Source organism: Roseococcus sp. GW821-FHT12F05 (genome assembly GCF_058806835.1).
Genome location: NZ_JBXAQB010000008.1, coordinates 166,673 through 188,345 on the forward strand (window position 1 = coordinate 166,673; position 21,673 = coordinate 188,345).

The window sequence follows — 21,673 nt, forward strand, 5'->3', positions numbered from 1 at the left end:
GCTCAGTCCACGCGGGCGCCGGAGGCGCGCACCAGGGGGCCCCACTTCACGACCTCGTCCTGGACGTAGCGGGCGAAGCGCTCGGGGGTCCAGCCCTTCATGCCGGGCGTGCCCATCTCCTCGAAGCGCGCAGCGATCTCGGGCTGGCTCAGCGCGTCCTCCACGGCGGCGGCCATGCGGTTCACGATGGGGCGCGGCGTCGCGGCCGCCGTGAAAAGGCCGAACCAGGAATAGGCGTCGTAGGGCGGCACGCCGGCCTCCTGCATGGTCGGCACCTCCGGCATCAGCGGCGTGCGCTGGTCGGCGGTGACGAAGACGCACTTCACCTGGCCGGAGAGGTGGTAGGGCCGCAGCAGCCCGTAGATGTCCTGCACGAACTGGATCTCGCCGGAGATGAGCGCCGCCAGCGTCTGCGCGCCGCTGCGGTAGGGCACGTGCTCCACGCGCGCGCCGATGCGCGTGACGAAGTTCGCATTGGCCAGGTGGCCCGTCGCGCCCACGCCGTTGGAGCCGTACTGGTAGCGGTCGGGATTGGCGAGCAGCGTCCGGATGAGCTCCTGCGCATTGCCCACGTTCCAGCGCGCCTGCGTGATGCAGAGCGTCAGCGGCACGTAGACGGTGGGTGCGACCGCGGCGAGGTCGCGCACGGGGTCGTAGGGCAGGTTCGGGTAGAGCGCCTGGGCGATGCCGGTGGAGGAGAGCGTGCCGTGCACGAAGACGCTCCCGTCCGGCGGCGATTTCGCCACGTAGTCGGTGCCCAGCGTGCTGCCGGCGCCGGGTCGGTTCTCGACCACGATGGTCTGGCCGAGGAAGGCGCTCATGCGCGGCACCATCAGCCGGATGGTGACGTCCGTGCCGCCGCCGGGGCCGTAGGGCACGATGATGCGGACGGGCTGCGTCGGCCACTGGCCCTGGGCGTGCACCGCCGGCGCGGCGAGGCCGGCCAGGGGGGCAGCGACGATCGCGCGGCGCGGGAGGAGGAGGCGGTCGGTCATGCGGCTCTGGCCTTATAAGGAATGGCTGACATGGCTTGCTGCTTCGCCGGCACGATAGCTATCATGGCCGGCAAGCAAAGCAGCGCGGGAAAACGTCCCATGGATATCGGCGAAGCGGCGATCCGGAACATCGAGGACGGGACGGCCCGGCTGGCGGCCTGGTGCGCGGAGGTGCCGCGCGCCTGGCCCGCCGGCAGCCTGGACGGCGCGCGGCGCGCCTTCGTCGATACGCTGGCGGTGATCGTGGCAGGGCGCGACGAGGCCTGCACGGTGGCCACGCGCCGGGCCGTCGCGGAATGGGGCAGCGGGCCCTGCCACGTGATCGGCGGCATCGCGCAGGCCGCGCCCTGGGCCGCGCTGGTGAACGGCACCTCCGCGCATTCGCTCGACTACGACGACGTGCTGGACCCGGCGCTCTCGCATCCGAGCGCCGCGCTGGTGCCGGCGATCCTGGCGCTCGGCGAGGCGAAAGGCTCCTCCGGCGCCGATGCGCTCGACGCCTTCCTGGTGGGCTTCGAGGTGCTGGCGCGGCTCGGCGAGGCGATGAACCTCGAGCACTACCGGCGCGGCTGGCACACGACGCTCTCCATCGGCAGCATGGGCGTGGCGGCGGCCTGCGGGCGGCTGATGGGGCTGGATGCCGGGAAGATGGCCATGGCCATCTCGCTCGCCACCAGCATGGCCGGCGGCTCCAAGCGGCAGTTCGGCAGCATGGCCAAGCCGCTGCATGCGGGGCTGGCGGCGAAGAACGGGATCGTCGCGGCGCAGCTCGCCGCCTCGGGCGTGACCGGCATCGAGGAGCCGCTGCAGGGGCGCTGGGGCTATATCGAGCTGATGGCGGGCCACGAGGTCTTCGGCCTCGACGCGGCGCTGGAAAGGATCGGCGCGCCGGACGCCATGGCGCAATACGGCGCCTGGCAGAAATTCTACCCCTGCTGCGCCTCGACGCACCGGCCGGTGGAGGCGCTGCTCTCGCTCGGCCTGCGCGCGGAGGACATCACGGCCATCCGCGCCGAGGTGTCGGAGGTCGCCGCCGCCAACCTGCGCTACCGCACGCCCCGGGACGCGAACGAGGCCCGGTTCAGCCTGCCCTACTGCATGGCCGCCGCCCTGGAGGAGGGCACGCTGACCAAGGGCAGCTTCGCGCCCGCGGCGCTGGCCCGGCCGGAGCTGGCGCACATCATCGGCTGCGTGGAGATGGTGGTGGATCCGGAGCTGACCGCCGATCGTCCCATCACGGAAAGCTTCGAGCGCGGCACCGTGGTCGTCACGCTGCGCGACGGCAGCGAGCGCCGTGCGGCGGTGCTCGATCCGCGCGGCCATCCCAAGGCGCCGCTGAACGATGCCGAGCTCGCGGAAAAATTCCGCGACTGCGCGGGCGGCATCCTGACGCCGGCCGCGATGGAGGCCGCGCTCGCTCACCTCGCGCGCTTCGGCGAGCTGGAGCGGGTCTCCGAGCTGATGGCGGCCCTCGACTGACCTACTCCGTCCGCGCGCCCGAAGCGCGGACGATGGGCGGCCAGAAGAGCCGCTCCTCGGCGATGAAGGCGTTGAAGCGCGCCAGGTCGTAGCCGAGCATCGGCGGCATGCCCTGCTGGTCCAGCCGCGCCTTGATGCTGGGATCGGCCAGCGCCTCGCCCATCACGGCGGACATGCGCCCGGTGATCTCCGGCGGCAGGCCGCCGGGGCCGAAGATGCCGAACCAGGAATAGGCCTTGAGCTCCGGCAGGCCGGCCTCGGCGTTGCTCGGCACGTCGGGGATCAGCGGCTGGCGCTCGGGCGTCGCCATGATCGTGCGGATGCGGCCGTCGCGGTAGTAGGGGCCGTGCAGCGCCGCGATGTCGAAGGCGAACTGCACGTCGCCGGTGACGAGCGCCGTGATGGCCTCGGCGCCGCTGCGGTAGGGGATGTGCTCGGCCCGGCAGCCGGTGAGGCGCAGCAGGTTGGCGCCGGCGAGGTGGCTGGTGGCGCCCGTGCCGTTGCTCGCGAAGCTCAGCGCGCCGGGGCGCCGCTTCATCTCGTCGATGAGCTCCTGCAGGGAGGTCACGTTGAGGTTCTGCTTCGTCACGGAGAGGCAGAGCGGCACGAAGACCGTCGGCGAGATGTTGGTGAGGTCCTTCTCGGGATCATAGGGCATGCGCGCATAGAGCGTCTGCGCGATGACCACCGAGGAGACGGCCGCGTGCACGAAGCTGTAGCCGTCCGGCGGCGACTTCGCGACGTTGTCGGTGCCGACCAGGCCGCCGCCGCCGACGCGGTTCTCGACGACGATGGGCACGCCCAGCATCTCGCCGAGCTTCGGCGCGAGGATGCGCATCACGATATCGGTCGCGCCGCCCGCGCCGAGCGGCACGACGAAGCGGATGGGACGGCTGGGCCATGTCCCCTGCGCCTGCACCGCAGGCGCCGCCAGGGCGCCGGCAGCGCCGAGCAGCAGGGGCCGGCGGTGGATCAGACCGGTGGTCTCAGGCATGACGATTGCACCTTCTCAACTCATCGACGGGTTCAACCGGACTCTGGCTTGTTGTTGTTCTTTATAATCACTCGGCCGCCATGCGGGGACGCAATTGCGGCAAGCCATCCACGATGACCTGCCAGGCGGCCTGCACCTCGGCCTCGCCGCTGCCCTCCGCCTTGATCGCCTCCATCAGCTTGCGCTTCACGAAGTAGCGCCAGTGGATGGGCAGGCTCGCGAGGATCGCGGTCATCGCCTTGTAGGCGGAGGGCGTCCAGATGCGCTCGAAGGCCTCGCGCTGGGCACCGAAGTGGAAATGCGGATGCGGCTCGTTGGTCCGCCGGCTGCTGCGCAGCGCCTCCGTCGCGGCCTCGTCCACCACCTCGTCGCGGATGACGACGCCGTAGTCGGCCTCCGCGGCCGCCGGCGTGATGTAGGCGCAGACGACGTCGCGCAGCACGCGCGCAGGCTCCCGCTCCAGCGGGTCGCCACGGCCGCCGCCGCCGGGCGAGGTGATGCGGATGATGTCTCCGGGGCCCGCCGTGAAGGTGTCGATGTTGTTGAGCAGCTTCATGTCCGCCCGGCCGGGATTGAGCATCATCTCCGACGCCTTGCCGGCCTTGCCGCCCAGGATGCCCCAGGCCTGGAAGCGGCAGCGGTCACGGTTGCGCGCGGTGATGCGCGTGTTGGGCGTGAAGACCTGGAACTCCATCTGCGTCGCCATGCCGCCGCGCCAGCGGCCCGCGCCGCCCGTGCCGGAGGCGAGGCCATAGCAGCGGAAGCGGATGGGCACCTCGGCCTCGGTGATCTCGATGGGCGTGTTCTTCAGATAGGCCGCATCGGCGCCCGAGCCGTCCGTGCCGTCGCCATGCGGCATGCCGCCACCGCCGCCCACCACCGGATTCACCGCCGCAATCAGCGCCTCGCCCGTGCGGTCGTCATGCGTCATGACGTTGACGATGGAGCTGGAGCCCGCGGGCGCCGCCGGCATGCGCTCGGGCATGGCGAGGCCGAAGGCGCCGAAGACCAGGCTGCGCAGCCGCGCGCAGGTCAGGCTGCGCATGCCCACCGCCGCCGGGAAGGCCGGGTTCACCATCGTCCCTTCCGGCAGGATGCAGTGGAAGGGGCGCACCAGCCCGTAGTTCAGCAGCAGGCCCGGGTTGAGCGAGTAGAGCACGTAGTACACGCCCACCAGCATCAGCGTGTGGTGCGGATTTCCGCCCGTCGGCACGTTCAGCGAGGAGGTCAGCTGCGGGTCGGTGCCGGTGAAGTCCAGGATGGCGGAATCGCCCTGGATCTTCAGGTTCACGCAGAGCCGCGCGGGATAGCCCTCCGGCCCGTCCTCGTCGGCATAGTCGGCGAAGAAGTACTCCCCGTCCGGGATGGACTTCAGGATGTTGCGCGCCTGGTGTTCGGCATAGTCGAGCAGCGCCCCCATGCCCTCCGTCAGCGTGGCCGCGCCGAACTTGGCGATCATCTCGCGCACCTTGCGCTCGCCCGTGTTCATGGCGCCGACGAAGGCCTTGAGGTCGCCGAGATTCTGCTCGGGCTTGCGCACGTTGAGCATCATCACGTCGACGAGCTCCTGGTTCAGCACGCCCTCGCGGTAGAGCTTGGAGGGCGCGAAGCGGATGCCCTCCTGGTGGATCTCGGTGAGCGCGCGCGACAGGCTCGCCGGCACCGCGCCGCCCATGTCGGTGTTGTGGATATGGCCGGAGCAGAAGCAGATCAGCTCGCCCTCGTGGAAGATGGGCTTCCAGATGTTGAGGTCGGGCGTGTGGGTCGAGAGGTAGCCGGAATAGGGATCGTTGGTGAAGCCGATGTCGCCCGGCTTGTAGCCGCCCTCCACCATCGGGATCGCCTGGCTGTAGTCCAGGCCGGGATACCAGGTGGCGCCGAGGTCCAGCGGCACCGCGACGGTGTAGCCGTTGCGGTCCAGCAGCTGGATGGTGAAGTCCTCCGTCTCCTTGACGAAGGTGGAATGCGCCGTGCGGTAGAGCGTGTAGGCCATGTTCTCGGCCGCGGCGCGCGTGTGGTTGGCGAGGATTTCCAGCGTGACCTTGTCGATCGCCATGACGCTCACTCCGCCGCTTCGAGGATGATGTTGCCGGTCGCGTCCACGACGGCGGAGAAGCCGGGCGGGATGCAGCTCGTGGTGTCGTCCTGCGCGACCACGCAGGGGCTCGTGAAGCGGTGACCGGCCGCGAGATCGGCGCGCCGGTAGAGCGGCACGTCATGCCAGCCGTCGTCGAAGAAGACGCGCAGCACCTGCGCAGCCTTCGGCGGCTCGGCGCCCGCTTCCGGCAACCGGCGCAGCGTGGGCTTCACGGAGGCGCCGGCCATGACCAGCCGCAGATTCACGATCTGGACGGGCGCGCCGCGATCGCAGAAGTCGTAGATGCCCTCATGCGCGTGGTGAAAAGCCTCGGCGATCGCCGCCATATCGGTCGCCTCGACCCAGGCGTGCTGCAGCGGCACCTCGATCTCGAAGGACTGGCCGCGGTAGCACATGTCGGCGAACCAGGAGGGCGCGGCCTCGCCGGCGAAGCCCTGCTCGTCGCGCAGCCAGGCGAGGCCCTGGGCGTGCAGCGAGGCGGCCTCCTTGCCGAGGCGCGGCGCGTCGGCCTTGTCGGCTGCGATGAAGAGCGTGCGGATGAAGTCGTTCTTCACGTCGGCGACGAGGCCGCCGAGCGCGCTCACCACGCCGGGCCGCGTTGGGATCAGCACGCGCTTCATGCCCAGCTCGCGCGCCAGGAAGCAGCCCAGCATGGGGCCGGCGCCGCCGAAGGTGAGCAGCGCGAAGTCGCGGGGATCGACGCCGTAGCGCGCGACCATCTTGTTGACCTCGGCGAACATGCCGGAGATGGCGATGCGGATGATCGCCTCCGCCGTCTGCTCGACGCCGAGCCCCATGGGGCCGGCGACCGTCTCGATCGCCTTGCGCGCCAGCGCCACGTCCGGCCGGAAGGCGCCATAGGCCAGGTCGTGCTGGCCGAGGAAGCCGCAGACCGCGAAGGCGTCGGTGATGGTGGGCCGCGTGCCGCCGCGCCCGTAGCAGGCCGGGCCGGGCTGCGAGCCGGCGCTCTCGGGGCCGACCTTCAGCACGCCGAAGCCGTCCACCCAGGCGATGGAGCCGCCGCCGTCGCCGATCGAGGAGACGGAGACGCTGGGAATGTAGAGCGGCAGGTCGCCGATCTTCTCGCCCAGGCCGAATTGCGGCTGCCCGTCGATGATGAGCGCGACATCCGCGCTGGTGCCCCCGATGTCCAGCGTGATGACGTCGGGGATGCCGGCCTCGCGCGCCGTCCAGGCCGCGCCCATCACGCCGGAGGCCGTGCCGGAGAGCACCATGCCCACGCAGGAGCGCTTGCCGAGCTCGGCCGACATGATGCCGCCGTTGGACTTGGTCACCAGCGGCTGCGCCGTGACGCCGCGGCTTTCCAGGCCGCCGATCAGCCGGTCCAGGTAGTCGCGGATCTTGGGATGGACATAGCCGTTGATGAGCGCGGTCGTGGTGCGCTCGTACTCGCGGATGACCGGCCAGACCTCGCTGGAGCGGAAGACGAAGAGGTCGGGCGCCAGGCGGCGGACGATCGCGGCCACCTTCTCCTCATGATCGGGGTTCCGGTAGGCGTTGAGCAGCGAGACGATGACGCCGTCCACGCCCTTGGCCAGCACCTTCGCGATGGCGGCCTCGACGGAGGCCTCGTCCAGCGGCGCTTCCACGGTCCCGTCGGCCAGCACGCGCTCCTTCACCCCGAAGATCTTGTCGCGCGAGACCAGCGGCGCGCCGCGGCGGGAGAAGAGGCTGTAGGCCTCGGGCATGCGCAGCCGCGCCAGCTCGATCACATCCTCGAAGCGCTCGGTCGTGATCAGGGCGAGGTTCGCGCCCTTGCGCTGGATGACGGTGTTGATGCCGACCGTGGTGCCGTGCACGAAGCTGGTGATGTCGGCCGGCGCCACGCCGTGCCGCTCCTCCAGCAGGTCCAGTCCGCGCAGCAGCTCGGCGCCCGGCGTGTCCGGCGTGGTGAGGACCTTCAGGCTGTGCAGTTCTCCGACATCCTCGTCCCAGAGGCAGAAATCGATGAAGGTGCCGCCGATATCGACGCCCACGCGGTGACCCATGAGAAAGCCAAGCTCCACTGTCGAGGCGGGCAGTATGGCGGACCCGTGACGGCGGTCGATGGAAAAGGTACGAAGATATCATAACCATCGGTTATGGGTTTTCGGGGATGCCATCATGAACGCACGCCAGCTCGAGATCTTCCACGCCGTCATGCGCAGCGGGACGCTGACGGGGGCGGCGGCCTTCCTCGGCATCTCGCAGCCCGCCGTCAGCAAGGCCATGCAGCTCGCCGAGCGGCGGCTGGGCTTCCGCCTCATGCGCCCCATCAAGGGCCGCCTCTATCCCACGCCGGAGGCCGAGCGGCTGATGCCGGACGCGGACCGCATCATGCGCGACATCTCCGCCTTCCAGCGGCTGACCGGCGAGATCCGCACCGGCGGCGCCGGCCTCGTGCGCGTCGCGGCCTCCTCCACCAGCGCCACGGCGCTGCTGCCCATGGCGATCCAGCGGTTCCGCGGGACGCACCCGGCGGTGCGAATCTCCTCGCACCTGAAGTCGGCCCGCGGCGTGGCGGAGGCGGTGGCGGCGGGCGAGGTGGATTTCGGCCTGGCCCTCTCGCCGGAGCAGCTTCCGGGCCTCTCGGTGCGCAGCCTGGGCGCGCCGGAGATGATCTGCATCATGCCGCAGGGGCACGCCCTGCTGGAGAAGACGGTGGTGACGCCGGTGGACCTGGCGCCCCACCCGCTCATCTCCTTCGGCTCGGACACCTATTTCGGCCAGTTGCTCGACCAGGCCTTCGAGAGCTCGGGCATGAAGCGCGACACCGCGTTGCAGGTGGAGATGAGCGTGGTCGCCGCCTGCCATGTGCAGCAGGGCACCGGCCTGGCGGTGGTGGACCGGTTCATCCGCCATCTCGGCCTGACGGGCATCGCCTGGCGGCCCTTCCGCCCGACCATCCTCCTGCCGGTCACGCTGATGACGCAGCGGCAGCCGCTCTCGCGGCTGTCCGCCGAACTGGTCCGGGCGGTGCAGAAGGTGCTGGACGAGGACCAGAAATCACCGGCCGGCCGGCCCCGGTCAGTCGAGCGTCGCGCCTGAACTGCGCACGAGGTCGGCCCAGAAGGCGACCTGGGTCTGGACGAAGGCGTCAAGCTGCTCGGGCGTGCTTGATGGCACGGGGTCGAAGCCGGCGCGCTGCAGGCGCTCCTTCAGCCCGGTGCTCGCCAGCGCGCGGCCGAAGGCGGAGCGGAGCAGCGTCTGCGTCTCGGCCGGCAGGGCGCGCGGACCGGCGATGCCGTACCAGACATCCGTGTCGCCGAAGCTCGGATAGCCCATCCAGACCAGGGTCGGCACGTTCTCCAAGGTGGAGGGCCGCGGCCCCGTCGTGCCCAGCGCGCGCAGCCGCCCGTCGCGGATCAGCCCGACCACGGAGGGCACCGAGGCGAAGCCGAAATTCGTCTCGCCGGCCATGAGTCCCGTCAGCCCCTCGGCCGGGCCGCGATAGGGCACGTTCTCGACCGTGATGCCCGTCAGCGTCGCGAGCTGCGCGCAGGAGAGGTGCTGAGACGTGCCGTTGCCGGGCGAAAAATGCCGCAGCGGCGGCTGGCCCGGCCGCTTCCCGAGGGCGATCAGCTCGGCGAGGCTGCTGATGCCGCTCTGCGCCGAGACGACCAACGCATTGGGCGTGGATCCCGCGATGACCAGCAGCGTCAGGTCGCGCGCGGGATCGAAGGTCAGGTTGCGGTAGAGCGCCTTGTTGATGGGGATGGAGCTCGCCGAGACCAGCGCCAGGGTCAGCCCGTCCGGCCGCGCGCGCACCACCTGCCCGATGCCGAGCGTCCCGCCGGCGCCGGGACGGTTCTCGACCACCAGGGTGTGGCCCAGCAGGCTCGACACCTCGGGCGCCACCAGCCGCGCGATGATGTCGTTGGTCGAGCCCGCGCCATAGGGCACCACGATGCTGACCGTGCCCGCCGGCAGCCCGCCCGACTGCGCATGCGCGGCGGCCGCTCCGAGGGCGGCCGCGCCTCCCAGCAGGGTCCGGCGGCCGAGCGGATGCGGGTCGGACATGGGCTTCGGCCTCCGGCTGATGAAACGCTGCGGTCGTCATCCTGCGGCAGGCGTCTCGACGGGGAAAGCCTCTTCGGCGAATATTCGGCAGGAAGTTATAAGGAATACCCCATGCCCATCACGCCCATGGCCGGCACAGCCATGCCGATGCAGCCCATGGTCGCGGGCAAGCGATGGATGGTCTCGGCCGGGCACTACCTGGCCACCGAGGCCGGCGCCACCATGCTCGCCTCGGGCGGCAATGCGGTGGACGCCGCGGTCGCGGCCGGCATCACGCTCGGCGTCGTGCATGCGGACCAGGTGCAGGTCTCCGGCGTCGCGCCCATGCTGATCCACATGAAGGAGCGCGGCGACGTCGTCGCGGTCAGCGGCCTCGGCACCTGGCCCCGGGCGACGCGGCCGGAGGTCTTCGTCCCGGAGAACCGCATCCCCCTCGGCCTGCTGCGCACCGTGGTGCCCGCCGCGCCGGACGCCTGGATCCTGGCGCTGGAGCGCTTCGGCACCATGCCCTTCCACGAGGTGGTGCAGCCGGCCATCCGCGCCGCGCGCGAGGGCTTCTGCGTGCACCCGATGATGGCGCAGTTCATCGCGCAGTTTCAGAACCAGTACCGCCTCTGGCCGCAGAACGCCGAGATCTTCCTGCCGAACGACCGGCCGCCCGAGGAGGGCGACCTCTTCGTGCAGACGGACCTCGCGGCCTCGCTGCAATACATGTGCGACGAGAGCGAGGCGGCGACGGCGCGCGGCGGCCATGCGGCCGGGCTGAAGGCGGCGCGCGCGGCCTTCTACACCGGCGACATCGCGCGGACGATGGTGCGCTACCACGAGGAGAACGGCGGCTGGCTGGCGATGGAGGACCTCGCCGACTACCGCTCGGAGGTCGAGGATTCCGTCTCGATCGAGATATCAGGCACGCGCATCTTCTCCTGCCCGCCCTGGTGCCAGGGCCCCACGCTGCTGCAGATGATCCGCACCGTCAGCGGCCTGGACCTGCCGGAGCTCGGCCACAACAGCGCGGCCTATATCCACGCCATCGCCGAGGCGATGAAGCTCTGCTTCGCCGACCGGCACCGCTGGTTCGGCGACCCGCGCTTCGTGGACGTGCCGCTCGACCTCCTGCTCTCCGAAGCCTACGCGGCCGAGCAGCGCCGGCGCATCGACCCGGACAAGGCCTATCCCGAGATGCCGCCGCCGGGCGTGCCCGGCAACATGGCCTCCTCCGTCGTCGGCGCCGTGCCGCCGGTGGAGGGCGACACCTCCTATGCCTGCGCGGTGGACCGCTGGGGCAACGCCGTCTCCGCCACGCCGAGCGACACCTCCTATGAGAGCGAGGTGATCCCCGGCCTCGGCTTCGTGCCCTCCTCGCGCGGCTCGCAATCCTGGGCCGATCCCTCCAGCCCCTCCAGCGTGCAGCCGGGCAAGCGGCCGCGGCTGACGCCCAACCCCTCCATGGCCATCCGCGCCGGCGAATTCGTCATGCCCTTCGGCGGCCCGGGCGGCGATCTCCAGCCGCAGGCGATGCTGCAGGTCTTCCTGAACCACACTATGTTCGACATGCCGATCCAGGCCGCGATCGAATCGCCGCGCTTCGTCACGCACTCCATGCCGCACACCTTCGAGCCGCATCTCTACCAGCCGGGGCGGCTCGACCTCGAGGCCTCGCTCGGCGCCGATGTCGCGGAGGCCCTGGCCGCGAAGGGACATCTCGTGCACATGCGGCCGGCGATCTCGACCAACGTGTCCGGCGTCTGCGCGATCCATGCGGATCTCCGCTCCGGCACGATCTATGGCGGCGCCGACCCGCGCCGCGCCGCCCGCGCGATGGGATGGTGACACCGATGCAGCGACGTTCCCTCCTCGCCGCGCCGGCGCTGCTGGCCGGCCTCCCTGCCCTCGCGCAGGAGACGCGCACGCTCTCCGTCGGCGTCGCCGCGCCGGTCACGAGCATGGACCCGCATTTCCACGACGCCGCGCCGAACAAGGGGCTGGCCTCGCACATCTTCGACGGACTGACCGATCTCGACGAGCGCTCGCGCGTCATCCCCGCCCTCGCGGAATCCTGGGAGCGCGTCGAGGACCGCCGCTGGCGCTTCCGCCTGCGCCGCGGCGTCCGCTTCCATGACGGGCAGGATTTTTCCGCCGACGACGTGGTGGCCAGCATCGCGCGCACGGGCCGCGTGCCCAATGCCATCGCGCCCTTCACCACCTACACGCGCAGCATCGCCGAGACCCGCGTGGTCGATCCGCACACCATCGAGATCGTCACCAGCACCGTCGAGCCGCTGACGCCGGGCAACATGGCGCAGGTGAAGATCCTGCCGGCCCGCATCGCGGCCAGCGCCACGACCGAGGAGTTCAACCGCGGCACCGCCGCCATCGGCACCGGCCCCTTCCGCCTCGTCTCGCACACGCAGGGCGCCGTCACCGAGCTCGCGCGCCACGACGGCCACTGGGGCGGGACGCCGCATTGGGAGCGCGTCTCCTATCGCCCCATCACCGGCGCCGGCCCGCGCATGGCCGCGCTGCTCGCCGGCGACGTGCAGCTCGTGGACGCCGTGCCCAGCGGCGACCTGGAGCGGCTGCGCGGCGAGCGCGACGTCACCATCAGCGAGACCGTCGGCCTGCGCCTCATCTACCTCTGGCTCGACCGCCGCTCCGCCGAGCGCACCGCCGCCATCGCCGGCCCGAACGGCGAGGCCCTGCCCCGCAACCCCCTCGACGACCGGCGCGTGCGCCAGGCGCTCTCCATCTCGATCAACCGCCAGGCGATCGTGGACCGCATCCTCCAGGGCGCGGCCATCCCCACCGGCCAGTTCATGCCCCCGGGCGGGACCTCCTACGATCCCGCGCGCCCCGTCCCCGGCTTCGAGCCCGACCGCGCGCGCGCCCTGCTGGCCGAGGCCGGCTATCCCAACGGCCTGCGCCTCACGCTCAACGGCCCGACCGACCGTTACCTCAACGGCGGGCAGGTGATGCAGGCGATCGGGCAGATGTGGCAGCGCGTCGGCATCCGCACGGCGGTCGAGCCGCAGCCCTGGAACCTCTTCGCCGGACGGCTCAACCAGGGGAACTATTCCGTCGCCCTCGGCGGCGTCGGCAATGCCAGCGGCGATTCCTCGCTGGCGCTGCGCATCGTCGCCGCCAGCTTCGCGCCGGACCGCGGCTTCGGCACGCTCAACTACGGCCGCTACAGCAACCCATCCCTTGACGCCCTCATCGAGCGCGCCGTCTCCGAGCCGGACGATGCACGCCGGGAGGCCCTGCTCCGCGAGGCCGTCGGCGCGGCGATGGACGACGTGGCCCTCATCCCGCTGCACATCCAGAAGAACATCTGGGCCACGCGCCGCGGGCTGGCCTACACCGCCCGCGCGGACGAGCAGACCCGGGCCTGGTTGGCGCGGCCGGCCGCGGCGTGACGGCGCGATTTCGCCGGGCACCAGGGCGCCCAGGTGGCGAGCCGCCCCGGATTGGATAAGGAGGCGGCCGGCGGCGCCTCGCGGCGCCGCCGGCCAGTCGCTCAGGGCGTGGTCTCGAGCGCGGGGCGGCCGGACGGATCGGGCGCCCGATGGTAGCCGATGATCGGGCGGCCGTTGTCGATGCGCTCTACATAGGGCGTGCCGCCCGGGGCCAGGTCGCCGACGCCGGGGCCGACGAAGGAGAGGCGCGGCGCGCCGTCCCGGCCGATCTGGCCGATCACCGGGGTGCCGGCGGAGGTGCCCGGGCTCACGCGCGGGCCGAGGGTCACGGTCTGGTCGCGGCCGTTGAGGTTGAGGCGGAAGGCCGTGCCGGGCGGGGTGTCGCGCACCTCGGATTCGGGCAGGTAGGAGACGATCGTGCCGGTCTCGTCCAGCAGCGCCCGCATCGGGCTCTGCTGGGTGCTGGTGCAGGCACCGAGGCCGACGACCGCGGCGAGCGCGGCCAGGATCTTCATGTTGTGCATCTCGGCAGTTCCTTCGGTTGAGGGTGGTTCCGGTCTGAGCCGCTCCATCGGCGACGAGAGAAACCTAGGATTCCACCCGGCCGTTCCTCCATTGTCCGTGCGTTTCGATGGGCTGCTTCGAGGTGTGGCCCGCCCTACACCTTGGTGTAGGGACCGGCGTGCCGCCCGCCGCCGATGGGCGTGGACGCGCCTCGCCGCATGGCGATATCGTTACGTTCAAACCAAGGTTGGGACGATCGATTGGAACACGGAGCTGGGTCGCCCCGGCGCCATCCCGCGACCTGGATCGCCGGCTGGCTCCTGGGCCTGTCGGTCTTCCTCGTCGACAGCCTGACGCCCATCCAGAGCGCCGTCGCCGTCCTCTACGTGGTGGCGATGATGCTGGTGGCGGGCGGCGGCAGCCGCCGCGCGATCCTGACGGCGACCGCCGTCTTCCTCTCGCTGACGCTGCTGTCCTTCGCCATCTCGCACGGGACGCAGGCGACCTTCCCGGCCGTCCTGCGGATGCTGGTCGCGCTGGCGGCCATCACCGTCACCGCGGGGCTCCTGATCCGGGACCAGGCCTCCCGCGAGCGGCTGGTCCGGGCCCATGAGGCCCTCACCCGCAGCGAGCGGCGCTACCGCGCCATCTTCGCCCAGGCGCCCTTCTCGCTGTGGGAGCAGGACTATTCTCGCGTCTGGCAGAAGCTCGAGGCCCTGCGGTCGCAGGGCGTCACGGACATCGCCGAGCACATCCGCACCCATCCCGAATTCCCGCGCGAGATGAGCGAGAGCATCGTCACCACCGACGTCAATGCGGCGACCCTGGAGCTGCTCGGCGGCACCAGTCCGGCGGATGTGCTGGGACCGCTCCAGCCCTTCCATGTCGAGGGCGAATCCGTCCTGCCGGGCGTCCTGCAGGCGGTGTTCGAGCACCGGGACGGCTTCGAGGGCGTCGGCCGCATCCGCGGCGTCGACGGAAGGCTGCGGAAGATCCTGATCGGCATCGGCTTCCCGCCGGACCCCGACGGCTTCGACCGCGTCGTCGTCAGCCTGGTCGACATGACCGCGCGCGAGGAGGCGCAGCAGGCGCTGCTCGCCGCCCAGGCCGAGCTGGCGCGGGCCTCGCGCGCCGCGACGGTGGGCGCGCTCTCCGCCTCGATCGCCCATGAGCTCAACCAGCCGCTGGGCGCCCTGGTCATGAACGCGCAGACCAGCCTGCGCTGGCTGCGCCGCGACCCGCCCGACCTCGAGAACGCCACCAAGGCGATCGAGCGGACCGTGCGCGACGGCAACCGCGCCAGCGAGATCGTGCGGCAGACCCGCGCCTTCCTCGTGAAGGGGCAGAAGGAGCGCGAGCCCATCGACCTCCGCGGGTTGTGCGAGGAGGCCGTCGCGCTGCTGGAGCACGAGCTCGGCCAGAGGTCGGTCACGGTCCGCATCGAGGGCGGAGAGGGCATCGCGATCCGCGCGAACCGGGTGGAGATGCAGCAGGTGCTGATCAACCTCCTCGCGAACGGCGCCCATGCCATGGCCGGCACGCCGGGGCCGGAGCGCGTCATCACCGTGACGATCGGGCGGGACGGCCCCGACCAGGTCCGCCTCGCGGTGCGCGATCGCGGAACCGGGATCGGCGAGGAGGATCTCGGCCGCCTCTTCCACCCCTTCTTCACCACGCGGGAGGGCGGTATGGGAATGGGCCTCGCCATCAGCCGCTCGGCGATCGAGGCCGAGGGCGGCCGCCTGACGGCCGAAAACCACCCCGACGGAGGCGCCGTGTTCGAGATCATCCTGCCGGCCGACGACGGGAGGGAGGCGTGATGGCCAAGGCTCCCGCCGCCACGGACGAGCCCCTGGTCGTCGTCGTCGACGACGACCCCTTCATCCGCGAGGCGCTGACGGAGCTGCTGCGCTCGGTGGGCTTCGAGGCGCTGAGCTTCTCCTCGACGCGCGAGCTCCTGTCGGCCGCCCTGCCCGACCGTCCCGGCTGCATGGTGCTGGACGTGCGGCTGCCCGGCATGAGCGGGCTGGACCTGCAGGCCCAGCTCACGGCCCGCGGCAACGACCTGCCCATCATCTTCATGACCGGGCATGGCGACATCCCCATGTCCGTGCGCGCGATGAAGGCCGGCGCGGTGGACTTCCTCACCAAGCCCTTCCGCGACCAGGACATGCTGGACGCGGTCGCCGGCGCCATCGAGCGCCACCGCGCGGACCGCCGCAGCCGGGCCGAGGCGCAGCAGGCCGCCGCCCTGGCGGCCACGCTGACGGTGCGCGAGCGAGAGGTCTTCGACCGCGTCACGGCAGGGCTGCTGAACAAGCAGATCGCCTTCGAGCTCGGCATCAGCGAGATCACGGTGAAGCTGCATCGCGGCAGCATGATGCGGAAGATGGGGGCGTCGTCGCTCGCCAACCTCATCGACAAGGCGCGGCTGATCCCGAAAGCATGACGCCGTGTCCACTCACGGGACCTGGATGCCAGGCCGGAACGACCTAGACCATCGTATGATGTTTTCTTGGCCCCGCGGGAGCCAAATGAGGGCTCCGGAGTTCATCCGGCACGTCATTCCGAGGCATCTTTGTCAGACCAACCCACCATTGCCGTGATCGACGACGACGAAGGCATCCGCGAGGCCCTCGAAGGCCTGCTGCACGCGCTCGGCTTCCGGGTGGTGCTCTTCGGCTCGGCCGAGGCCTTCCTGGAGACGGCGGGCGAGGTGGCGCCAGCCTGCCTGATCGTGGACATGATGATGCCGGGCCTCACCGGCCTGCAGCTCCAGGCCGCGCTCAACGCGCTCGGCCGGCATCCGCCGATCATCTTCCTGACCTCGTATCTCGACGAGCCCACGCGCCTGCGCGCCCTGGCGGGCGGCGCCGCGGACTTCCTCGGTAAGCCCGTGAACGACGAGGTGCTGATCTCCAGCATCCACTCCGCCCTCTCGGGCCCCGCGGCGCTTCACTGACGCCGGCCCGGCCGGGGCGGCCCCTCCGCCAGGACGGCATCCCCAGGCGGCCCTCGAGGGAGCCATCCCCCTATCATCGCGCCAGGCCACCCGCGGCCTGTCCGGGCATCGCCGCATGAACGGCCACGCCCTGGGGGCTGGCGGCGGGCCTAGGCTGCAGCGGTCGGAGCGGGCGAAACGGCTCCGGGGCGCGATCCGCAGATCCGGATCACGCCCCGGCCCTTGCCGGAGGGGCGGCGCTCCCTGCGGTCAGTAGTCCTGCTCCACCACCGTCTTGCCCCGGAACACCCAGTAGGTGTGGGCCTGGTAGGCGAGGACGATCGGCAGCACCACCAGGAGGCCGACGCCGACGAAGCGCAGGCTCTGCGGATCCGCCGCGCCCGCCCAGATGGTGACGCTGCGCGGGACCACGAAGGGCCAGAGGCTGACGATCAGCCCGCCGAAGCCCAGCAGGAAGATCGCGATGGCCAGCAGGAAGGGCCGCAGCTCGCTGCTGCCCCAGAGGCTGCGCCAGGCCGCCCAGAAGACCAGCGCGGTCACCACCGGCACCGGGGCGAGCCAGGCGATGTTCGGCCAGGAGAACCAGCGCGCCGCGATCTCGGGCTCCGCGAGCGCCGTCCAGCCGCTGACCGCGACCATCATGAAGGCGGTGAGCAGCAGCGCCGCATGGGCGATCTCGCGCGCGAAGACCTGCGTCGCGCCCTCGGTGCGCCAGATCAGCCAGCTGGAGCCGAGCAGCGCGTAGCCGCCGACCAGCCCCACGCCGCAGAGCACGCCGAGCGGGCTCAGGAAGCTGAAGGGCCCGCCGGAGAACATGCCGTCCGCCATCGGCACGCCGCCGATCACCCCGCCCAGGACGAGTCCCTGGCAGAAGGCGGCCAGGACCGAGCCCGCGGAGAAGACGCAGTCCCAGGCGAAGCGGAAGCGCGAATTCGCCCGGTTGCCGAAGGCGACGCCCCGCAGCACCAGCGACAGGAGCATCAGCATGACCGGCAGGTAGAGGCCCGGGAGGAACACGTAGTAGGCGACGGGGAAGACCGCCCAGAGCAGCGCGCCGCCCATGACGAGCCAGGTCTCGTTGCCGTCCCAGACCGGCTCCAGCCCGGCCATCATCACGTCGCGGTCCGCCTCGCGCGGGGCCACGAGGAAGATGATGCCGACGCCGAGGTCGAAGCCGTCGGCCAGCACGTAGACGGCGATGGTGAAGGCGGCCAGCGCCGCAAAGAACAGCGGGTCGGTGAGCATCAGCGGTCTCCTTGAGGGGCGGCGGCGCCGGCCGCCTGGGCCATGGCGGGCGCCGTCGCGGCGGGATATCCGAGGGCGGCCGGCTCGCCCCGGGGCGCGTCCTTGCCGCAGACGGGCCCCCGCAGCATCAGCCGGGTCGCGATCCACACGAAGGTGAGGAACAGCAGCGCGTAGACCGCGATGAAGGCGAGCAGCGTGGCGCTCACCGCGCCGGCGGCCACCGGCGAGACGGCATCGGCCGTGCGCAGCATGCCGTAGACGACCCAGGGCTGCCGCCCGGCCTCGGTGACCGTCCAGCCCGCCAGCACCGCGAGGAAGCCGAGCGGCGAGACGGCGATCGCCAGATACTGGAAGCGGCGCGAGGTGTAGAGGCGCCCGCGCCAGCGCAGGAACGCGCCCAGCAGCGCGGTGCCGAGCAGCAGCATCCCGATGCCGGCCATGATGCGGAAGGCGAAGAAGACGATCGGGACATAGGGCCGGTCCTCGCGCGCGACGGAGGTGAGGCCCTGCACCTCGCCGCTCCAGGAATGCGTGAGGTAGAGGCTGGCGAGGTGCGGGATCTCCACGGAGTAGCGGTTGGTCTCGGCCTCCATGTCCGGCCAGGCGAAGAGCACGGCGGGCACGTTCTGCCGGGTGTGCCAGAGCCCCTCCATCGCCGCGATCTTGACCGGCTGGTGCTGGCGCGTGTTCAGCCCGTGCATGTCGCCCAGCACGATCTGCAGCGGCGCCAGCACGAGCGCGGCCCACATCGCCATGGAGAAGGCCCTTTGCGCCGCGCGCGGATACTTGCCGCGCAGCTGGAAGGCGGAGACGCCGGCGACGAGGAAGGCGCCGGTCAGAAAGCTCGCGCAGACCATGTGCATGACGCGGTAGGGGTAGGAGGCGGTGAAGATCACGTCCGCCCAGTTGTCCACGTGGAAGATGCCCTGCGCGTCCATGGTCGCGCCGGCCGGGGTCTGCATCCAGGAGTTGGTCGCGAGGATGAGGCCCGCGCTCAGCAGCGTGCCGAGGCTCACCATGCAGCAGGCGAAGAAATGCGCGGCCTTGCTGACGCGGCCCTCGCCGAACAGCACGATGCCGATGAAGCCGGCCTCGAGGAAGAAGGCCGTCAGCGTCTCGTACATGAAGAGCGGGCCGAGCACGTTGCCGGTCGCGCGCGAGAAGCCCGCCCAGTTGGTGCCGACCTCGTAGCTGAGCACGATGCCCGTGACGACGCCCATGCCGAAGGAGAGCGCGAAGACGCGCGACCAGAAGCGCAGCAGGTCGCGGAAGACCGGATCGCCCGTGCGCCACCAGCGGAAGCTCAGCCAGGCGACGAAGGCGGCGACGCCGATGCTGAAGGTCGGCCAGAGGATGTGGAAGCCGATGGTGAAGGCGAATTGCAGCCGGGAGAGGATCAGCGCGTCCATCACGCGGCCTCCATGCCGTGCCCTTGGGCCGGCGCGATCACGACCGGGATCGCCTTGTAGGCGGGCGTGAAGCTCTGCGGGTCGTAGCCCTGGAGCGGCAGCAGCGGGTTCGTCTCGGGGTAGTAGGCCCCGCAGCAGCGGTCCGGCAGGTTGTAGGAGACCAGCTTGAGGTTGCGCACCGCGCGCTCCACGCCGTCGGGCGAGATGGAGACGAGATCCACGCGCTGGTCCGGCTTCAGCCCCCGCCGCTCGATCTCCTCCGGGTTCAGCAGGACGATGTCGCGCTGGCCGAAGATGCCGCGGTAGCGGTCCGACAGGCTGTAGATCGTGGTGTTGTACTGGTCGTGGCTGCGCAGGGTGGTGAGCCAGAGCGCATCCGGATTCGCCTCGTGCTCGTCCTCGTCCACGCCCGCGAAGACGTTGAGGTTGGCCTTGCCGGAGGCGGTCTTCCAGATCCGGTCGCGGGCGGGGGATTCGAGGTGGAAGCCGCCCGGCACCCGGATGCGCGCGTTGTAGCCCTGGAAGATGGGCAGCACGTCCTCGATCGCGTCGCGGATGCGGTCGTAATTCGCGATCATCTCCTCCCAGTTCACCTTCGACGCCGCGCCCAGCGTGGCGCGGGCCATGCCGGCGACGATGGCGGGCTCGCTCTTCAGATGCTCCGAGGCCGGCGTGTTGCGGCCGGCGGAGGCATGGACCATCGACATGGAATCCTCGACGGTCACCGATTGCGGGCCCTCGGCCTGGATGTCGATCTCCGTGCGGCCGAGGCAGGGCAGGATCAGCGCCTCGCGCCCGTGCACGAGGTGGCTGCGGTTGAGCTTGGTGGAGATCTGCACGCTCAGCGCGAGGTTGCGGAAGGCCGGCTGCGTCGCCTGCCAGTCGGGTATCGCGGCGGTGAAGTTGCCGCCCAGGCCGACGAAGACCCGGGACTCCCCGCGGATCATGGCTTCCAGCGCCGTCACCACGTTGTGGCCGTGCGCGCGCGGAGGCCGAAATCCGAAGCGCCGCTCCAGCCCGTCGAGCAGCGGCGCCGGCGCCTTCTCGTCGATCCCCACGGTGCGGTCGCCCTGCACGTTGGAATGGCCGCGCACCGGGCAGATGCCCGCACCGGGACGGCCGATGTTCCCGCGCAGCAGGGCCAGGTTCGCCATCTGCTGCACGGCCTCGGAACCGCGCCGGTGCTGCGTGATGCCCATGCCGTAGACCAGGATGGCGCTGGGCGCCGCGGCGTAGATCCGCGCGACCTCCGCGAGGCCGGCGCGGGTCAGGCCGGACTTGCGCTCGATGGATTCCCAGGAGGTCGCCTCCAGGTCGGCTTCCAGCGCCGCGAAGCCCTGGGTGTGGCCCTGGATGAAGTCGAGGTCGAGCAGGCTCGGCTGCCGGTCGGCGCGGGCCGCGCGGTCGGCCTCCAGCAGCGCCTTCATGATGCCCTTCAGAGCCGCCACGTCGCCGCCCACGCGCACCTGGAAGATCTGCGAACTGATCGGCGTCGAGGTCAGCGTCGCCATCTCGATGGGATTCTGCGGCGACTGGAAGCGCTCCAGCGCGCGCTCGCGCAGCGGGTTGAAGGAGAGGATGCTGGCGCCGCGCCGCGAGGCGTTGCGCAGCGAGGTCATCATCCGCGGGCTGTTGGTGCCGGGATTCTGGCCGAAGATGAAGATGGCGTCGGTCTTGTCGAAATCCTCGAGCAGCACCGTGCCCTTGCCGACACCGATGGACTGCGGGAGCCCGACGCTCGTGGCCTCGTGGCACATGTTGGAGCAGTCGGGAAAGTTGTTGGTGCCGTACTCGCGCACGAAGAGCTGGTAGAGAAAGGCCGCCTCGTTGGAGCTCCGGCCGGAGGTGTAGAACTCGGCGGCGTCGGGCGTCGGCAGGGCGTGCAGGTGGCGGCCGACCGTGGCGAAGGCCTCGTCCCAGCCGATCGGCACGTAGCGGTCGGTGGCCGCGTCATAGGCCATGGGATGCGTGAGCCGGCCCTGCATCTCCAGCTCGTAGTCGCTCCAGCCCGCGAGCTCCGTGACGGTGTGCTGCGCGAAGAATTCCGGCGTGCAGCGCCGCTCCGTCGCCTCCCAGGCCACCGCCTTGGCGCCGTTCTCGCAGAATTCGAAGGAGGAGGTGTGCTTGGGGTCCGGCCAGGCGCAGCCGGGGCAGTCGAAGCCCTCGGGCTGGTTCATGCGCGCCAGCGTGCGGCTGCCGCTGAGCGCGATGCCCTGGAGCCGCAGCGCGTCGCCGGTCGCCTTCAGGGCGCCCCAGCCGCCGGCGGGCTCGTTGTAGTGCCGGATTTCCTTTCGGGTGGTCATGCTGGCCTCGCTGCACCGGTGGTCGATGACGGGCAGGAAGCCGAAATCGCCGCCGCGGGTCTTTCGCATTCGCCCGTGCCTTGCGGATCCGCCGCCCCCGCGACGCCGGCGTGCCGCCCGGGACCGTGGCAAGCCGCCAAAGCCCGGCGTTTTGGAAAGACCGGAAGGCCCCGACCCCCGAATGCTGCACCCGCGGCCAGACAACCGGGCGAATGGCCCGGCCGACGGCCTGCTTCCTTTCGGCAGAA

The 21,673-nt window shown here is 71.0% G+C and carries 16 protein-coding genes; 7 read left to right on the plus strand and 9 right to left on the minus strand.

Annotated features, from left to right (window positions below):
- Positions 1-2: 2 nt before the first annotated feature.
- Complete coding sequence (locus AC1ROY_RS20125) at positions 3-995, minus strand: Bug family tripartite tricarboxylate transporter substrate binding protein (RefSeq protein WP_493150657.1); 993 nt, start codon at positions 993-995, stop codon at positions 3-5.
- 99 nt (positions 996-1,094) lie between these two features.
- Between AC1ROY_RS20125 and AC1ROY_RS20130 the strand changes: the two genes are divergently transcribed.
- Positions 1,095-2,474: an MmgE/PrpD family protein gene (locus AC1ROY_RS20130; RefSeq protein ID WP_493150658.1), complete on the plus strand. Its 1,380-nt coding sequence runs from the start codon at positions 1,095-1,097 to the stop codon at positions 2,472-2,474.
- A 1-nt stretch (position 2,475) separates the two neighbouring features.
- Here AC1ROY_RS20130 and AC1ROY_RS20135 read toward each other — a convergent pair whose 3' ends face one another.
- The 3 genes from AC1ROY_RS20135 to AC1ROY_RS20145 form a co-directional block, all read right to left on the minus strand.
- Entirely contained in the window at positions 2,476-3,468 is a 993-nt protein-coding gene (locus AC1ROY_RS20135) for a Bug family tripartite tricarboxylate transporter substrate binding protein (protein ID WP_493150659.1), read from the minus strand.
- A gap of 67 nt (positions 3,469-3,535) precedes the next feature.
- Entirely contained in the window at positions 3,536-5,524 is a 1,989-nt protein-coding gene (locus tag AC1ROY_RS20140; protein WP_493150660.1) for a hydantoinase B/oxoprolinase family protein, read from the minus strand.
- Positions 5,525-5,529: 5 nt separating this feature from the next.
- Positions 5,530-7,575, minus strand: a complete 2,046-nt coding sequence (locus AC1ROY_RS20145) for a hydantoinase/oxoprolinase family protein (protein WP_493150661.1) — start codon at positions 7,573-7,575, stop codon at positions 5,530-5,532.
- 115 nt (positions 7,576-7,690) lie between these two features.
- On the opposite strand from AC1ROY_RS20145, the gene AC1ROY_RS20150 reads away from it, so the two are divergent.
- The gene (locus AC1ROY_RS20150; RefSeq protein WP_493150662.1) at positions 7,691-8,614 is read left to right on the plus strand and encodes a LysR family transcriptional regulator; all 924 of its coding nucleotides are present in this window, start codon (positions 7,691-7,693) and stop codon (positions 8,612-8,614) included.
- Here the strand turns inward: AC1ROY_RS20150 and AC1ROY_RS20155 are convergent.
- Positions 8,594-9,586 carry a Bug family tripartite tricarboxylate transporter substrate binding protein gene (locus AC1ROY_RS20155; protein ID WP_493150663.1) on the minus strand — a complete coding sequence of 331 codons (993 nt, stop codon included), beginning with the start codon at positions 9,584-9,586 and terminating at the stop codon, positions 8,594-8,596. The genes AC1ROY_RS20150 and AC1ROY_RS20155 overlap by 21 nt on opposite strands.
- Before the next feature lie 111 nt (positions 9,587-9,697).
- Between AC1ROY_RS20155 and AC1ROY_RS20160 the strand changes: the two genes are divergently transcribed.
- Both AC1ROY_RS20160 and AC1ROY_RS20165 read left to right on the plus strand, forming a co-directional pair.
- Entirely contained in the window at positions 9,698-11,419 is a 1,722-nt protein-coding gene (locus tag AC1ROY_RS20160) for a gamma-glutamyltransferase family protein (RefSeq protein ID WP_493150664.1), read from the plus strand.
- Positions 11,420-11,424: 5 nt separating this feature from the next.
- Positions 11,425-13,002, plus strand: a complete 1,578-nt coding sequence (locus AC1ROY_RS20165) for an ABC transporter substrate-binding protein (RefSeq protein WP_493150665.1) — start codon at positions 11,425-11,427, stop codon at positions 13,000-13,002.
- Between the two features lie 101 nt (positions 13,003-13,103).
- Here AC1ROY_RS20165 and AC1ROY_RS20170 read toward each other — a convergent pair whose 3' ends face one another.
- The gene (locus AC1ROY_RS20170) at positions 13,104-13,526 is read right to left on the minus strand and encodes a hypothetical protein (RefSeq protein ID WP_493150666.1); all 423 of its coding nucleotides are present in this window, start codon (positions 13,524-13,526) and stop codon (positions 13,104-13,106) included.
- A gap of 240 nt (positions 13,527-13,766) precedes the next feature.
- Between AC1ROY_RS20170 and AC1ROY_RS20175 the strand changes: the two genes are divergently transcribed.
- The 3 genes from AC1ROY_RS20175 to AC1ROY_RS20185 all read left to right on the plus strand — a co-directional run bounded on the left by AC1ROY_RS20175 (position 13,767) and on the right by AC1ROY_RS20185 (position 16,468).
- Entirely contained in the window at positions 13,767-15,326 is a 1,560-nt protein-coding gene (locus AC1ROY_RS20175; RefSeq protein WP_493150667.1) for a sensor histidine kinase, read from the plus strand.
- Complete coding sequence (locus AC1ROY_RS20180; RefSeq protein WP_493150668.1) at positions 15,326-15,955, plus strand: response regulator transcription factor; 630 nt, start codon at positions 15,326-15,328, stop codon at positions 15,953-15,955. Before AC1ROY_RS20175 ends, AC1ROY_RS20180 begins: the two co-directional genes overlap by 1 nt.
- A gap of 129 nt (positions 15,956-16,084) precedes the next feature.
- Complete coding sequence (locus AC1ROY_RS20185) at positions 16,085-16,468, plus strand: response regulator transcription factor (RefSeq protein ID WP_493150669.1); 384 nt, start codon at positions 16,085-16,087, stop codon at positions 16,466-16,468.
- A 249-nt stretch (positions 16,469-16,717) separates the two neighbouring features.
- Here the strand turns inward: AC1ROY_RS20185 and AC1ROY_RS20190 are convergent, their stop codons facing one another.
- From AC1ROY_RS20190 to AC1ROY_RS20200, 3 genes are read right to left on the minus strand one after another with little or no spacing between them, the layout of a single operon-like run.
- Positions 16,718-17,713: a cytochrome d ubiquinol oxidase subunit II gene (locus AC1ROY_RS20190; RefSeq protein ID WP_493150670.1), complete on the minus strand. Its 996-nt coding sequence runs from the start codon at positions 17,711-17,713 to the stop codon at positions 16,718-16,720.
- Positions 17,713-19,122, minus strand: coding sequence for a cytochrome ubiquinol oxidase subunit I (locus AC1ROY_RS20195; protein WP_493150671.1), 1,410 nt, complete (start codon positions 19,120-19,122; stop codon positions 17,713-17,715). Before AC1ROY_RS20195 ends, AC1ROY_RS20190 begins: the two co-directional genes overlap by 1 nt.
- Complete coding sequence (locus tag AC1ROY_RS20200; protein ID WP_493150753.1) at positions 19,122-21,425, minus strand: FdhF/YdeP family oxidoreductase; 2,304 nt, start codon at positions 21,423-21,425, stop codon at positions 19,122-19,124. The genes AC1ROY_RS20195 and AC1ROY_RS20200 overlap by 1 nt, the downstream gene beginning before the upstream one ends.
- Between the last annotated feature and the right edge of the window lie 248 nt (positions 21,426-21,673).

Excerpts from the sequence above, each read along its gene's own strand:
- AC1ROY_RS20125 (WP_493150657.1), bottom strand. The coding sequence starts at position 995 with ATGACCGACCGCCTCCTCCTCCCGCGCCGCGCGATCGTCGCTGCCCCC.
- AC1ROY_RS20130 (WP_493150658.1), top strand. The coding sequence starts at position 1,095 with ATGGATATCGGCGAAGCGGCGATCCGGAACATCGAGGACGGGACGGCC.
- AC1ROY_RS20135 (WP_493150659.1), bottom strand. The coding sequence starts at position 3,468 with ATGCCTGAGACCACCGGTCTGATCCACCGCCGGCCCCTGCTGCTCGGC.
- AC1ROY_RS20140 (WP_493150660.1), bottom strand. The coding sequence starts at position 5,524 with ATGGCGATCGACAAGGTCACGCTGGAAATCCTCGCCAACCACACGCGC.
- AC1ROY_RS20145 (WP_493150661.1), bottom strand. The coding sequence starts at position 7,575 with ATGGGTCACCGCGTGGGCGTCGATATCGGCGGCACCTTCATCGATTTC.
- AC1ROY_RS20150 (WP_493150662.1), top strand. The coding sequence starts at position 7,691 with ATGAACGCACGCCAGCTCGAGATCTTCCACGCCGTCATGCGCAGCGGG.
- AC1ROY_RS20155 (WP_493150663.1), bottom strand. The coding sequence starts at position 9,586 with ATGTCCGACCCGCATCCGCTCGGCCGCCGGACCCTGCTGGGAGGCGCG.
- AC1ROY_RS20160 (WP_493150664.1), top strand. The coding sequence starts at position 9,698 with ATGCCCATCACGCCCATGGCCGGCACAGCCATGCCGATGCAGCCCATG.
- AC1ROY_RS20165 (WP_493150665.1), top strand. The coding sequence starts at position 11,425 with ATGCAGCGACGTTCCCTCCTCGCCGCGCCGGCGCTGCTGGCCGGCCTC.
- AC1ROY_RS20170 (WP_493150666.1), bottom strand. The coding sequence starts at position 13,526 with ATGCACAACATGAAGATCCTGGCCGCGCTCGCCGCGGTCGTCGGCCTC.
- AC1ROY_RS20180 (WP_493150668.1), top strand. The coding sequence starts at position 15,326 with ATGGCCAAGGCTCCCGCCGCCACGGACGAGCCCCTGGTCGTCGTCGTC.
- AC1ROY_RS20190 (WP_493150670.1), bottom strand. The coding sequence starts at position 17,713 with ATGCTCACCGACCCGCTGTTCTTTGCGGCGCTGGCCGCCTTCACCATC.
- AC1ROY_RS20195 (WP_493150671.1), bottom strand. The coding sequence starts at position 19,122 with ATGGACGCGCTGATCCTCTCCCGGCTGCAATTCGCCTTCACCATCGGC.
- AC1ROY_RS20200 (WP_493150753.1), bottom strand. The coding sequence starts at position 21,425 with ATGACCACCCGAAAGGAAATCCGGCACTACAACGAGCCCGCCGGCGGC.